General features: G+C 55.1%; 13 protein-coding genes, 3 pseudogenes and 1 riboswitch. Of the genes and pseudogenes, 10 read left to right on the top strand and 6 right to left on the bottom strand.

Going from position 1 to position 13771, the window contains the following annotated elements:
* Nucleotides 1-63: 63 nt before the first annotated feature.
* From ACOTZB_RS11265 to ACOTZB_RS11225, 9 genes and pseudogenes are all read left to right on the top strand, one after another.
* Nucleotides 64-747 (top strand): N-6 DNA methylase, encoded by a 684-nt coding sequence (locus tag ACOTZB_RS11265; protein ID WP_421627158.1) that lies wholly within the window; start codon nucleotides 64-66, stop codon nucleotides 745-747.
* Nucleotides 748-1055: 308 nt separating this feature from the next.
* Nucleotides 1056-1505, top strand: a complete 450-nt coding sequence (gene umuD / locus ACOTZB_RS11260; RefSeq protein WP_421627157.1) for a translesion error-prone DNA polymerase V autoproteolytic subunit — start codon at nucleotides 1056-1058, stop codon at nucleotides 1503-1505.
* 8 nt (nucleotides 1506-1513) lie between these two features.
* A pseudogene (locus tag ACOTZB_RS11255) lies at nucleotides 1514-1615 on the top strand (hypothetical protein); the annotation flags it as partial.
* A gap of 561 nt (nucleotides 1616-2176) precedes the next feature.
* Nucleotides 2177-2848, top strand: a complete 672-nt coding sequence (locus ACOTZB_RS11250; RefSeq protein WP_421627156.1) for a hypothetical protein — start codon at nucleotides 2177-2179, stop codon at nucleotides 2846-2848.
* Nucleotides 2845-3951: a helix-turn-helix domain-containing protein gene (locus ACOTZB_RS11245; RefSeq protein WP_031591973.1), complete on the top strand. Its 1107-nt coding sequence runs from the start codon at nucleotides 2845-2847 to the stop codon at nucleotides 3949-3951. Before ACOTZB_RS11250 ends, ACOTZB_RS11245 begins: the two co-directional genes overlap by 4 nt.
* Before the next feature lie 388 nt (nucleotides 3952-4339).
* Nucleotides 4340-4480: pseudogene (locus ACOTZB_RS11240) on the top strand (DNA polymerase V subunit UmuC); the annotation flags it as partial.
* A 73-nt stretch (nucleotides 4481-4553) separates the two neighbouring features.
* On the top strand, nucleotides 4554-5537 hold the full coding sequence (locus tag ACOTZB_RS11235; RefSeq protein WP_421627155.1) for a tyrosine-type recombinase/integrase: 984 nt from the start codon (nucleotides 4554-4556) through the stop codon (nucleotides 5535-5537).
* 1 nt (nucleotide 5538) lies between these two features.
* The gene (locus tag ACOTZB_RS11230; RefSeq protein WP_421627154.1) at nucleotides 5539-7656 is read left to right on the top strand and encodes a tyrosine-type recombinase/integrase; all 2118 of its coding nucleotides are present in this window, start codon (nucleotides 5539-5541) and stop codon (nucleotides 7654-7656) included.
* A gap of 124 nt (nucleotides 7657-7780) precedes the next feature.
* A complete protein-coding gene (locus ACOTZB_RS11225; RefSeq protein WP_421627153.1) occupies nucleotides 7781-8182 on the top strand; it encodes a VOC family protein in 402 nt (133 codons plus the stop codon).
* Between the two features lie 167 nt (nucleotides 8183-8349).
* On the opposite strand, the gene crcB is transcribed toward ACOTZB_RS11225, so the two are convergent.
* From crcB to ACOTZB_RS11195, 6 genes are all read right to left on the bottom strand, one after another.
* Nucleotides 8350-8724, bottom strand: a complete 375-nt coding sequence (gene crcB / locus ACOTZB_RS11220; protein ID WP_010260804.1) for a fluoride efflux transporter CrcB — start codon at nucleotides 8722-8724, stop codon at nucleotides 8350-8352.
* Between the two features lie 2 nt (nucleotides 8725-8726).
* Nucleotides 8727-9437 carry a 2,3-bisphosphoglycerate-dependent phosphoglycerate mutase gene (locus ACOTZB_RS11215; RefSeq protein ID WP_421627152.1) on the bottom strand — a complete coding sequence of 237 codons (711 nt, stop codon included), beginning with the start codon at nucleotides 9435-9437 and terminating at the stop codon, nucleotides 8727-8729.
* A 43-nt stretch (nucleotides 9438-9480) separates the two neighbouring features.
* Nucleotides 9481-10770: a phosphopyruvate hydratase gene (gene eno, locus ACOTZB_RS11210; protein ID WP_421627151.1), complete on the bottom strand. Its 1290-nt coding sequence runs from the start codon at nucleotides 10768-10770 to the stop codon at nucleotides 9481-9483.
* 15 nt (nucleotides 10771-10785) lie between these two features.
* Entirely contained in the window at nucleotides 10786-11211 is a 426-nt protein-coding gene (locus tag ACOTZB_RS11205) for a universal stress protein (protein WP_039334412.1), read from the bottom strand.
* Entirely contained in the window at nucleotides 11208-12116 is a 909-nt protein-coding gene (locus ACOTZB_RS11200; RefSeq protein WP_421627150.1) for a DHHA2 domain-containing protein, read from the bottom strand. Before ACOTZB_RS11200 ends, ACOTZB_RS11205 begins: the two co-directional genes overlap by 4 nt.
* 78 nt (nucleotides 12117-12194) lie before the next feature.
* A riboswitch (Fluoride riboswitch) is annotated at nucleotides 12195-12264 on the bottom strand.
* A gap of 49 nt (nucleotides 12265-12313) precedes the next feature.
* Complete coding sequence (locus ACOTZB_RS11195) at nucleotides 12314-12475, bottom strand: hypothetical protein (protein ID WP_421627149.1); 162 nt, start codon at nucleotides 12473-12475, stop codon at nucleotides 12314-12316.
* A 104-nt stretch (nucleotides 12476-12579) separates the two neighbouring features.
* Between ACOTZB_RS11195 and umuC the strand changes: the two are divergent.
* A pseudogene (umuC, locus tag ACOTZB_RS11190) lies at nucleotides 12580-13620 on the top strand (translesion error-prone DNA polymerase V subunit UmuC); the annotation flags it as partial.
* Between the last annotated feature and the right edge of the window lie 151 nt (nucleotides 13621-13771).

Here is a 13771-nt window from a genome sequence, read left to right as displayed (position 1 = left end):
TTTCACCTGAAGGGAACACCGTTTCCCTCCGGGAGCGTGTTCCCTTTGCACGAGGAAGCACGCATGAAAAAAGTTATAAATCACGAAAAGGCTTTTCTTTCACTCTTCAGCCAGACGGCGCGTTACCACCGCCGGCATCAGGTATTTGAGGATTTCATCAGTTGCAGTGTCATCGCACTGGAAAATCGCCTTCAGTTCTGCGAAAAGCGCGAGCAGAAGTATTTGCGCATAGTGTCACGATATGAAAAGCCCGATGTGGAGAACATGGCGCATTTGCTGGCCCATGTAGTCAGCGGACTTGAGGATGCTCCAGGTGATTTTCTGGGGCGGATCTTTATGCAGCTTGATATGGGTGATAAATACCGTGGACAGTTTTTTACCCCATGGAGTATCGCCCGCATGATGGCTCAGCTTCAGCTTGGGAATATTGAAAAACAATTGGAGCATAAACCGTTTATTACACTTTGGGAGCCAGCCTGTGGTTCAGGTTGTATGGTGTTGGCGTACGCCAACGTGATGATGGAGGCAGGTTATCCGCCGCATCAACACATGTGGTTTTCAGCAACAGACATCGACCCACTGGCAGCAGGTATGGCTTATATTCAGCTTTCACTGAGCGGCATACCAGGTGAGGTAGTCGTAGGAAATGCTTTAAGCGATGAGCGGCGACGGGTGTTACGCACGCCTGTACATTACTGGGAACGTTGGCCGTATAGATTGCACAGCGTAACGGATAGCAAAATATAACCTTCTGATTTTCATCAAAAATAACCCAAGCAGACCTGATTCAGGTCTGCTTTCTTTCTACACGTAAAATTAATCCCAACCTGACAAGTTCTCTTTCCTAAAATTTATCCCAGCGATTTTCATTAAAAATTTCCCGCAGGGTCAGTTAGATGGCTTTATTCCAGGAGGTAACTTTTCGCTTCCTCTTGCCAGATAAATTTGGCTCAATAATACTGTATGCATAAACAGTTAAATGAAGGGTGGAATTCTATGTGTAGTTTACTAAAAGCTTACGCAGTCACGCAGCAGCATGACAGGGGCATTGGGTTATGAACATAGCCAAACATAACACTGGGCTAACGCTGCTCTGGCCACCCATTTTTGCCCCCCGTATCCGCGTACCACTGTATGATGATCCTTGTGCCGCCGGTTTCCCCTCTCCCGCTCAGGATTTCGTCGAAAAAGAACTCGACCTTAATGAGCTCTGCATTCGCCGGCGTGCCTCAACCTTTTTTGTGCGCGCAAGCGGCAACAGCATGCAGGACTTGGGCCTCTGCGATGGCGACGTCATGGTGGTTGACCGGGCCGAGGAAGCTTCTGACGGCGACATCGTGATTGCCGAGCTCAACGGCGAGTTTACAGTCAAGCGCCTGCAGCTGCATCCTAGTCTTGCTCTACTGCCAATGAATTCGGCATATCCGATAATTTATCCGGAGCACTTACAGCTGCTCGGCGTCGTCACTTGGTTCTTTAACAGCACTCGTGCCCGCCGGAGGTGATCATGCCAATGTTTGGTCTAGCCGATGTTAACTTCTTTTACGCCAGCTGTGAGACACTTTTCCGCCCTGACCTTCGTGGTAGGCCAGTGGTTGTGCTGAGTAACAACGATCTGAGTGATTAGAAACGTTAGTTAGTTTCGTTCTGTTCAATTTAGTCTGTCTAAGGGTTTGACAGGTCTGCTATGAGCGCAGGCTGTGTGAAAACGCCTGAAGCTTGAGACGTGAACGCAAAAGACACTGACGCCTGCGCTTTTAGGTTAAATCTGCATCATCTTTCAATGCAAATTTTCTAAAAACCGTCCAAACGCGTGACCTTCTGTCAGCAATAAGAGTTCTCACACAGCCTGAGCGAGGAGCGGAAGTTCATGATAGTTCCAACTACTGATTAATGCCTTACAAGCATCACGATATTTTATTGAGATATGAGCAGTTCATTCCCTCAGGCAATGAACTGTTTCTCCACTTCTTTAACTATATGGATAAAGGGCGCAGTTCTATTCAACTTTGAGAAATGTAGTGGTCTTTTTCTATAGCCTAAAAAAGTGAGGAACAACTGGGGACGGGGTGTGAGGAAATAAGTGAGGATTTGTGATAACTTTCCGGTGGCCACTTCTTGATTTTGTCATAACAATTATGTTGAAATCATGAAGTGAACCAATGGAGACACCCTCATGACCATGCCTTATTGTATCCTGCATACCGAAGCTGATTCAGATGTTGTACTTAATGGACTGGGTTTTTCGGAAAACGATATTCATACCGCTCTGACGTCTGCTTTGTACGAGCGCCGCAAATCTAGCAAGCTTCATCCCGCAGTGGATGCAGGGTTCCGTTTCTGGAGCGAGATGGTTGCCGCGACCCGCCGTGAACTGATTGGCAAGTGTAATGGCTGGTCTCCTGAAGTGGTCAAGCGAATGGAAATGGTCGTTAACTCAGCCAAGGGGGTTAATCTGATTATAACCTCGGGTGACAAACACACCGGACGTCCTGATGGATTACCGAAAACCAAAAATGCAAAAGGTGAGGCAACGCGTTCGATTGTTCACAACAATCCCGGCACAGTCGATATGTTCCAGCCGGATGCGTTATATCCAGGTAAATCTGAAATCACGCCGATAGACAGCACCCGCACTTATATCGTCCTTTATTATTATGATGCGGCTAACAAAGAGGTCCGCTGCGAAGTGTCCTACCCGGTAGGAATGGTGAACCAGGACGGATTTGCCCGCGTAAGCGCCTGGAGTGAGCGCATTATTTTGAGTCCTCTGCCGTTTGAAGGCACGGATATTTTCCCTGATGAGGATTTCGATGATGACATATCAATTTCCGTTGAAAGCAAATGAGTAAGCCTGTCGATGACGGCAAACGTCTTTTTAATCCGTCCCGGCTTAAGCTGGCGCGGATCAGACGCAAGCTGACCCTGAAAGAACTGGCAGAGAAAATGGGGCTATCCAGCCGTATTGTAATTGAGTACGAAAAAGACTATTGCCTGTATGAACCCACGCCAGAGACGGTCCAGTTATACGCTAGCGCCCTGAAGTATCCAGAGTCCTTTTTCTTCGGGGATGACGTTGAAGCAATCGATCCACTAACGGTTTCATTCCGTTCTTTGCGCTCGACAAAAGCCGCCGACCAGCATGCGGCAATTGGAGCTGGTGCGCTGGGGGTTATGCTGAGCGAGTATTTCAGCACCCGCTTCACGCTGCCGCAGCCTGAACTGCCGAATCTCCGTGGAAGTGAACCTGAGGTCGCCGCACAGGCGGTGCGAGAAGCTTGGGGTATTGGTAAGAAGAGTATAACCAACGTTGTTCATCTTCTGGAGAAGCACGGCGTTAAGGTGTTCTGGCTCTCGGAGGAAACGGCGAGTATCGATGCATTTTCTTTCTGGAAAGATGATGTCCCTTACATTTTCCTCAACACGCGCAAGTCAGGTGAACGCAGCCGCTTCGATGCGGCACATGAGTTGGCTCACCTGGTGCTTCACCGTCACGCTGATGTCAAAGGACAGGATGCTGAGCGTGAAGCGGATGCTTTTGCGTCAGCATTTCTGATGCCCCTGGAAAACGTGATGGCCGTTAAAATGTCGTTTCCAACGTTCGACAAAATCGTTCAGCTGAAATCGCTTTGGAAAGTCTCGGCAATGGCTCTGATTGTCAGAATGCGAAATCTGAACATGCTGACGGAATGGCAGTATAACAGTCTGATGCGCGATGCAACCGCAAAGGGGTTCCGAACCGGTGAGCCGGGAGGAATTGAGCGTGAGAGGTCACTCATTATAGAAAAAATGATGGCCGCTCTTGCGGGTAACGGCGTTCATCTGACTCAGTTGAGTGATGAGCTTAACGTGCCTCTTGATGAACTGAGCAGTCTGCTTTACGGTGTGGCGGCAATCAGCGGCGGCAATAGCAGAACCTCATTATCCAGGGCCTCGCTCCGTCTGGTGTGAATAGGTAAACCGCTCATGCTTAGAGCCGCTAAGGGGGAGTCTCTGGCGGCTTTTCATTGATGGCCAACAGATTCCCCACGGTCATGTTTCTGAGTAGCAACCCTCACATTTAACCAATATCCAATAGGAACTCGTAAAAATGTAGCGGTATTACCCGCAATTCCCCTGCCTAGCCCCTATTAGTATGTACAGACTGGTTTTATCAACGTTCGCCTTTGGCACATAACGGAAGGTGACTGATCACCTACCTATTTGAAGATGCTTCTCACCGGATTCGTTCTATAAGTTGCGGATTAAATTAATCCTGCGAGACTTGAGATATAGAAAAAGTTAGTAATCCAATACCGATTAAAATCATATTGTTATATATAAGTAACTGTTAGCGACCCTCAGATATAACGACGGCTGTGTTATAGCACGTAGCGCTGGTGCCAAAAAACTGGGCATAAAAATGGGCACACCGTGGTTCCAAATTAAGGGGCAAGATTTTGCTGAGCGCGTACATGTGTTTAGCAGTAATTATGCCTTATAGTAAGTTAAGTGGAATGCAACATTGAGTGAGTAATCTTTGAGCAGCGATATTGCTGTCAGAGGAGAACACGATGCTGATTCCACCGGATGAACATGCTCTGTTACTGGCAGAGCGCTGGCTGAAGCTTTTATCAAATCTGGGTCGCGCGCAGGCCACGCTCACAGCCTACCGCAATGCCCTCCACCATTATTTTACGTTCTGCAGCCAGAATGGAGTTGAACCTGAAAAGGCCCGGTTTGAAGACCTGGCCGCCTACATCAGTCCCCAGCTGCCCGGCATGCCTTACCCTGCGGCCAGCGCCACGCTTCAGCTGCGCCTGTCCGCTATCCGCCTCTGGTATGACTTTCTTATGTATCTGGACCTCTGCCAGGTCAATCCACTGCCCCGTTCCGGCACGCCCGGCATGCTGAGTTCTGGCCGTGGGCTGGTCCCCCGCGTCGTGAAGCTGCCGCGCATTCCTGACGATGCGCAGTGGCAGTCTTTTCTTTTTCATGCCGCCGCTTCCCCGCTGCGTGACCGCCTGATGCTGGCATTGACTTATTACGGCGCGCTGCGGCGGTCTGAAATTACCTCACTGAGTATCGAAGACATCGACTTTGCACACCGGCTCATCCGCATCCGGGCAGAAACCACCAAGAACCGGCGTGAGCGTATTGTCTGTTACAGCCCGGCCGTTACACCCGTGCTGGCGGCCCACCTTATGCAGATGAAGCGGGCAGGAATCATCAGAGGTGCCCTGTTTCGTTCTGAGTCGGATCGTAATCAGGGCGCACCGCTCTCATTCTGGACCTGGAGCAAAACGGTACGGGAATGGGCACTGATTTCAGGGCTACCGGATATCTCAACCCATACCTTCCGCCACCTGCGCCTCACACATCTGGCGCGCGCAGGCTGGAAGCTGCACGAGCTGGCTACCTGTGCGGGACACCGCGACCTGACCACTACCCAGATTTACATCCACCTTTCCGCGCGGGATCTCGCCGCCAGGATGGCGGGCGCGATAGAAACGGCAGATCTGAGAATGGCGAACCTCATTTTCAGCGCGGAGAAATAGCATGAGCACTCAAAGACCGATTGAATGCAACTGGCGTCCGTTCGACATGACTGCATACCGGCTTGAAACGTCACTGAGTTCCGCTGAACAGGTGGCGCTGGCCAGCTCTCACAGCCGGTCCGGTATGTCACGCATGGATCCCGTACCAGACCTTATCAGACCGCTGACGGATATTGCCGCCGCAAGCGGATGCGGCAGAAAAATCACCAGACTTGTAATAGCCAGATTGCTGCGTGAAATGCATGTAACCGGCATACCCTGCTGGTGCTGGTCGCAGGAACGCTGGCAGACACTCTGCCGGGAAGTCCGTGATGGCCGGCCGTTAATAGCCGCTTTTGCCTGGCATCTTGCTGATTTGCATGACCCGCTCAGCCTGCCCGATATCCGGAAACCCGCCCTGTATGCCTCAGCTATCTTTGGCCAGGCTTTTTATCACCAGGAGCTGCAACGACTTACCGATACGCTGACGTCGCTGGGATATGCCCCGGCCAGCCAGAAAAATCATGTCTCAGGCATACTGGCCACGCTGATGATCGTGAACAGGGATCCCCGGCTTGAGTCATTTACGCCGGAACTGCTCTGGCAGGTCCAGTCCGGCATGGAGGCAGGGACTTCCCGCTATGTCGGTCGCGTTTCACATGCGCTCGCCGCGCTGGGCATTATCAGCACTCCAATGAGGATGCGAAACTACACGCAGTGGTATGAAAAGCCGGTGGAAGGCATCGATCCGGCCTGGGTACACTGGTGCCGTCGCTGGCGGGAAACGTCGGTGCTCAGGCCCCGCTCCTGCGAAAGCCTGTACAGTTTTATTCTGCGATGCGGCCTCTGGCTGGCAGAAGCGCATCCGGAGGTAAGAGAACCGGCTGACTGGACGATGGAAACCTGCGCCAGCTTTATCGCGGCGGTAGGCCGGATGAATGTGGATGATCTTCAGCTGGGCACTGAAAGGGGCATCCGCAAATCGGTGCGCTCCGGCGAGCCCATGATGCCGCATTCCAGAGCGAATTTTATCTATTCATTGCGCCGTTTTATGATTGATTACGAAAACTGGGGCTGGGGACGCCTGCGTTTCAGCCCTGCCCGTCATCTCTCCACGCCCGATACGCCCCTTTTCCGCCGTGGGGTCAATCCCCGGGTGATCGACGATCCGGTCTGGCTGAAGCTCATCTGGGCCAGCCTGAATCTGCGTCAGAAAGATCTGCTCACTGAAATACATTATCCGCTGGCCATGCTGCAGGCGATGGCCGTTATCTGGACCCATGCAGGGCTGCGGAAAAACGAGCTGCTCCGTCTGACTACAGGGTGTATCACGCCGCAGGAAGATGAAATAGTGAAAGATGACGGCAGCGTCATTCCTGTCGGTACACTGTGCTACCTGCATATCCCTGCCGGAAAAACCTCAAAAGCCTTTGTAAAGCCGGTAGCAGCCGTGGTGAAAAAATACGTCGATCTCTGGCTGGATGAGCGCCCGACAGAACAGGCCATGCTGGCCGACGATCGGACGGGTGAGAAAGTCCGGCTTCTGTTTCAGTACCGCGGTAAGCCTGCTGGCGGCACCATTCTCAATAACACAGTAATACCGATGCTGTGTGCACGAGCGGGCGTACCCTTAAAGGATAGTGGCGGAACCATAACCAGCCACCGGGGACGGGCCTCTGCGGTGACCGCGCTGGCCAGCGTGCCGCAGGGCATGTCGCTGTACGAACTGATGCAGTGGACGGGACACTCAACGCCTCAATCCACCATGCATTATCTCCGCATCCGTCCGACTCAACTGGCTGCCTCATTCGTAAAAGCAGACAGGATTGCTCACATGATAAGCGTGCTCATTGACCACGATCCGAAAGCCGCCAGCCTGACAGGCCCCGCGACGTACTATGATTTGGGTGACTCATACTGCACCAATCCCTTCTGGAGCAGCTGTCAGCACCGGATGGCCTGCATCGGCTGCGATTTCAACCTGCTTAAAGACAGCGCGCGCGGGCTGATACTGGAGAGTAAAGCATCCATCCGGCGTTACCTCGAAGAGGTTCCGCTCACTCCCGATGAGAGAGCCATACTGGAGCAGGATGCTGAAAAGGTTGGGCATGCTCTCACAAGACTGGGGCCACAATCCTGACAGATCAGATGTCTACAATGTCCGGCCTGAGGGTATCGGTGAAGAATCAGTACAGACGACCGAACGTCGTATTGATATAAATTTGATTATAGTGGGCGTTATGCCGTAACTGATGGAGCAGCAGATGAGAAAACAGAAGCGATGTATGGGGTATGTGGCTGTCGTTGTCGATGACTACGATCGTGCAATTGAATACTACACCGATAAGCTGGGCTTTACCCTGATTGAGGACACGCCGCAGCCGGGTAAGCGCTGGGTCGTCGTGACGCCGGACCCTGACAGCGACTGTGCTATTCTTCTTGCCCGCGCGTCGAATGACCGGCAGGAAGGCTTTATCGGCAACCAGTGCGGCGGGCGGGTTTTTCTGTTTCTGAAGACCGACGACTTCTGGCGCGATTACAATGCTATGAAGGCAAAAGGCGTCCACTTCTGTCAGGAGCCGCGGGAGGAAGAATACGGAATGGTTGTCGTGTTTGAGGACCTCTATGGCAATCGCTGGGACCTTTACCAGAACAGGCAGACCTGAAACACTGTCTCGATAGTGTCCCGGATTTAGGGGAAGCATTACAGGCGTAAACCCTGCCGGGTCAGGCCTGCAGAGAGCGATTCTGAACAGTATACTGAACTGTCTGACCTCAGTGCAGCGGTCGCTGTACTGAGGTCTCCCTTGGATTATAGGCCGTACGGTCCGGGTTAACCACACAGCGTCATGATATAAAATCCGGCCGCCGTCATGGCCAGCGAACCCAGCACGTGTATCAGCACCGAGGCGGCTGCCCAGGCATAGCTGCCTGACTGCAGCAGGGCAAAAACCTCAGCTGAAAATGTGGAGAATGTCGTCATTCCGCCACACAGCCCGGTGGTAATGAGCAGCCGCCAGGCCGGATCGAGGCCTGGATGGCGCAGAAAATACGCCAGCGCCGCCCCGATGATAAATCCACCCAGCAGGTTGACCAGCAGCGTCCCCGGCGGCAGGTCCGGAAAAAGCGCGTTCAGGCGTGCGCCCAGCTGCCAGCGGATTACACACCCTAAAGCACCGCCGGTGATGACGGCAAAAAGCTGATTCACGTTCACTCCTGTTTATTTTTTATATTCAGAACATAACGGGACACGACCTGTGCGGCCTCATCCATCTGGTATACGGCCGGCACGCCGGTCGGGATATGCAACTGAGCCACGCTGTCGTGAGGCATGCCGTCCAGAAAGGCGGTCAGGGCGCGCAGCGTGTTGCCGTGCGCCACAATCAGAACGGTACTTCCGCAGCGCAGCTGTGGCACTACAACGTGATGCCAGTACGGCATGACGCGACGCAGGGTCATTTCAAGGCTTTCCGTTGCAGGCAGGTCGGCCAGCGCAACGCGGCTGTAGCGCAGATCCCGACGCAGCTGCGCCGGCGCCTCCGCGTCCGCGGGCGGAATGCCGGTGAAGCTTTTGCGCCAGAGCCTGACGGTCTCTTCCCCCATCATCCGGGCAGCGTCGTCCTTGTTCAGCCCCTGCAGCGCACCGTAGTGGCGCTCGTTCAGTCGCCAGCTCTTTTCCACGGGTGTCCAGCTGCGGTCAAGACGGTCCAGCACCCGCCAGACCGTATGAACGCAGCGTGTCATCACCGAGGTAAAGACCCTGTCGGGCATCAGGCCCGCCGCCCGTAGCGCGTCACCGGCCCGGTCAGCCTCCTGCTGCCCCCGGACCGTCAGCGGCACGTCCGTCCATCCGGTGAAACGGTTTTCCCGGTTCCACTGGCTTTCGCCGTGCCGCAAAAGGATCAGCGTTGCAGGTGTCACAGGCATTCCTTCTGTGCCGGACGGGCACCGCCCGGCGGATGTGTTACGTGCGGCGCACAAACGCATGAAGCCCCGCGTAGTGCGCATCGTCACCCAGCGCCTGCTCAATGCGCATCAGCTGGTTGTACTTTTCCACGCGTTCGCCGCGGCACGGCGCACCGGTTTTCAGGTGACCCGCGCGCAGGGCCACCGTCAGGTCGGCAAGGAACGTGTCCGTGGTTTCCCCGCTGCGGTGGGACATGAACGCGCCCCATCCGTGCCGCTGGCAGAGCGCCACGGCGTCGAGCGTTTCGCTGAGCGAGCCTATCTGATTGAGCTTAATCAGCGCGGCGCTGGCGAGGTTTTCGTCAATGCCGCGCTGAATGAATTTCACGTTGGTGACAAACAGGTCGTCACCAACCAGCTCGGCCCGGCCTGCGAGCTGCCGGTGCAGATGCTTCCAGCCCGCCCAGTCGTCCTCGGCCAGGCCGTCTTCCAGCAGGATGACCGGAAACTGGTCCATCAGCTCGCCGTAGTACGCCGTCATTTCCGCCGCGCTCAGCGCACTGCCCTCGGTGCGCAGATGATACTGACCGTCTGCGAAAAACTCACTTGAGGCGGGGTCCATGCAGATGCTGATGTCCTCTCCGGGCCGGTATCCCGCTTTCTCTATCGCCTGTACGATAAACGCCAGCGGGTCGCGGTTCGACGACACGGCGGGCGCAAAACCGCCTTCGTCGCCCACTGCCGCCGACAGGTTGTTGTCCAGCAGGATCTGGCGCAGCGCCTGGTAGACCTCGCTGCCCTGACGCACGGCCTCGCGTAGCGTGGGGGCACCGTGCGGGGCTATCATGAACTCCTGAAAATCCGCGCCCTGACCGCGGGCGTGCACGCCGCCGTTGATAATGTTCATGCACGGCACGGGCAGCAGGTTCGCCTGCAGGCCTCCCAGGTAGCGCCACAGCGGCTCGTGCGAGGCCTGTGCCGCCAGCCGGGCCACCGCCAGCGACACGCCAAGAATGGCATTGGCACCCAGGCGACTCTTGTTCTCCGTGCCGTCCAGCGCCAGCAAAATGTTGTCCAGCTGACGCTGCTCGCGCACGTCGCTGCCGCGCACGGCCTGGCAGATTTCCGTATTAACCGCCCTGACGGCATCCAGCACGCCTTTGCCGCCAAAACGGTGTGCGTTACCGTCGCGGCGCTCTGCGGCCTCGCGCGACCCGGTGCTGGCCCCGGAAGGCACCGAGGCGCGCGCCATCATCCCGTCCGCGGTCCGGGCTTCGACTTCAACGGTAGGGTTGCCGCGCGAGTCAAGAATTTCACGGGCGGTCACGTTGTCCAGTGTAAAACGCATGGTGTTTCTCCCGGTTCAGTCAGTCAGGTGGGTGATAAGTACATCCACCGTGAGGTGGTTGATATATTCCGCTGAGCGGGAGGTGAGCATGCCCATAAAGCGGTTGCGGTGCCCGGCAAGCACGAGGTCCACGCCCAGCTCCGCGATGCACTTCTCCACGTCCTCAAAGCGGTGCATGGTGACCAGCTCCCGCGTATCGACCGCCTCAGGCACGGAAGCCGCCAGCTCGCTCAGAAACGCCTTGGCCTTCACCACCTCCTCCGACACGACGTCGTCCATCAGGCTGTCGGACACGTAGTTCATCTCGCGGTAGTCGTCGCTAATGTGGGCCAGCGTGATTTTCATGCCGAGCGGCTGCGCCAGCGCAACCGCGCGCTTCAGCAGGAGGGTGCCGTCGTCTTTATCATTTACAAGAATCAGTGCGTGGGTGTAGCAGGTCATAATGAACTCCCGTTCTGGTTAAGGCGGGACTCAAGCCACGGCAGAAGCTGCTTTTTGCGGCTGAGCATGCCCGGCACGGAGCAGGAGGCCGCGTTAACGCTCTCCCGCCCGGCGAAGTAAAGCGTTGAAAAACCGGCACGAATGTCGGTCAGCATCAGCACCGCCAGGGCGGCACCCGACTGGTCTGCCAGATACACCAGGGCTGCGAGCAGGTCGTCCATCACAGGGGCAACCTGTGTCGGTGAGCTGACTTCAATCTGGGCAATGCGCACGTCGGTGCCGGCAATGACGAAGGCCTTGAGGTCCCTGTCCAGCAGCTGCTGTGCGCTGAGGCCGGTGACGTCTGTTTTTGCGGTGAGGAGGTCACGGGCGAAGGCTCTGCGGTTTACGCCGGACAGCACGCCCAGTTCGGTCGCCGAACGGATATCGTCTTCGGTGGTGGTCGGCGAGCGAAGATTCACAGTGTCACTCAGAAGTGCACCCAGCAGAAGCACGGCGAGCGTCGGGGGCAGCGCGCGACGCGCTTCAGCGTTCATCAGCAGCCAGAGCAGGGTGGCGCTGCTGCCAACCGGGCGAATGTGCACCTCCGGCGGCAGTTGTGTTATCAGCCCGCCCAGCCGGTGGTGGTCAGTGATGCCCACAACGTTGCTCCGGAGCAGGTCGTCAGGCCCCTGCGCCGGCTCTGTGAAATCGACCAGCCAGACCCGTTCATCCTGTAAAGGAATATCAAGCAGCGGCGGCAGCGTGAGTCCGGCGCCGTCAAAAATAAAACGGGTTTCGCGGTTAGCCTCGCCGAGACGCCATGCGCGGGCGTCCATGCCGCGCCCGGTCAGCCAGTGCGCGGTGACGACGGCCGTACAGATAGCGTCGCTGTCAGGATTGATGTGGCCAAAAACGTGTATCAAGGGTCTCTCCCCATAAAGGGAAGTACGCAGGCCGGGAGCAAAGTATGGACGGCCTGACGCACCTCCTGAAAATCAAGAGTCACATCAGGCGTCATCAGCTCCGGAACGGAGCGGTTGGGAAAGGTGGAACGCCATCACCCTGTACTGTGAGTATAGAACCGGACGGAAAACCTGTCAGTATTATTCTGCTGGCGCCCTCAGCCTGCCAGCGCAGCGTGGGCCTCGCGAAGCACCCGGCGAATGTTTTCCGGCACCGCCGGACTCGTGCAGAGCGACACCGGGCTGGAGTTCGGCATCACCAGCACCGAGACGCCGGGTCGCAGGGAACTGAACGTCCTTAAGTCAGACGCAGTCGGCATGGATGACTGCAGCAATTTAAGTCTGAATAAGTAAGGCTCTGGATTTCAGGCCATGAGGTATAGTCGCTCATTTTTTTGTTTAAATTGCATTCCACATAAATCATAGCCTTAGCCAGAGGGTGATGACTGCACTTGAAGAAATAACGCCACGCGTAGAGCAGTATTCAATCGACGAGATGTTCTTGGACCTAACTGGCATAGATGGATGCGAAGGGTTTGAGCCCTTTGGCCTCCGGTTGCGCGCGCATGTATTGGCCACAACAGGTCTGACAGTTGGCGTAGGCATGGGGCCGACAAAAACCTTGGCCAAATCAGCACAGTGGGCAAGCAAGGAGTGGCCCCAGTTTCGCGGTGTGCTTGCGCTTACACCAGGCAATCCCAAGCGTACTGAGACACTACTTGAAAATCAGCCTGTGGAGGAGATTTGGGGTGTCGGCCGACGAATTGGCAAGCGGCTCAACTTAATGGGGATTGAAAACGCTCTGCAGTTGGCACGCGCTCATCCTGCTTTTATCCGCAAAAACTTCAGCGTGGTTCTTGAACGCACCGTTCGCGAGTTAAACGGCGAATCATGTATTCCCCTTGAGGAGTTTGTGCCAGCAAAGCAGCAAATAGTGTGCAGTCGCTCTTTTGGTAGGCGTATCACGACGAAAGCGGCTATGCAGGAAGCGCTGTGTCAGTACTCTACACGGGCAGCGGAAAAGCTCAGAAAAGAACGTCAGTTCTGTCGGCGAATTAACATTTTTATCCGGACTTCACCGCATGCTCAGGGCGAAATCTATTATGGCAACAGCGCCAGCGAGAATCTCACGATACCCACTCAGGATACGCGAGATGTTATTGAGGTGGCCATGCGATCGCTTGACCGAATCTGGTTAGAGGGGCGACATTACATGAAAGCAGGTGTCATGCTTGATGACTTCACGCCTAACGGCGTCAGTCAGTTGAACCTGTTTGATGAGGATAAGCCGCGGGCTAACAGCACGCAACTAATGAAGGTTATTGACGGCATCAATCAGTCCGGGCTTGGGCACATGTGGTTTGCGCGTCAAGGGGTCGGTAATGAGTGGCACATGAAGCGGGAGTTATTATCACCTGCCTGGACTACTCGTTGGAGTGATATTCCGTGCGCTCGGGTGCTATAAGCAGGCAAAAAAAATCAAACTCATAAAAAGCAATATTAGTGTGTCACCACGATCATCAACATGGACATGGCCATAGCAAAAATAAAGTAGATGATTGCTTCCGCAGCTCGTTTTGACTTTCTTCACATCCTCTCTCCTCATAGCACTAACC

Origin of the sequence: Enterobacter cloacae complex sp. SHL020, assembly GCF_049236945.1 — a bacterium.
Lineage (GTDB): Bacteria > Pseudomonadota > Gammaproteobacteria > Enterobacterales > Enterobacteriaceae > Enterobacter > Enterobacter dykesii.
The sequence above is the reverse complement of the archived record's forward strand: the minus strand, read 5'-3'. Positions and strand labels throughout refer to the sequence as shown.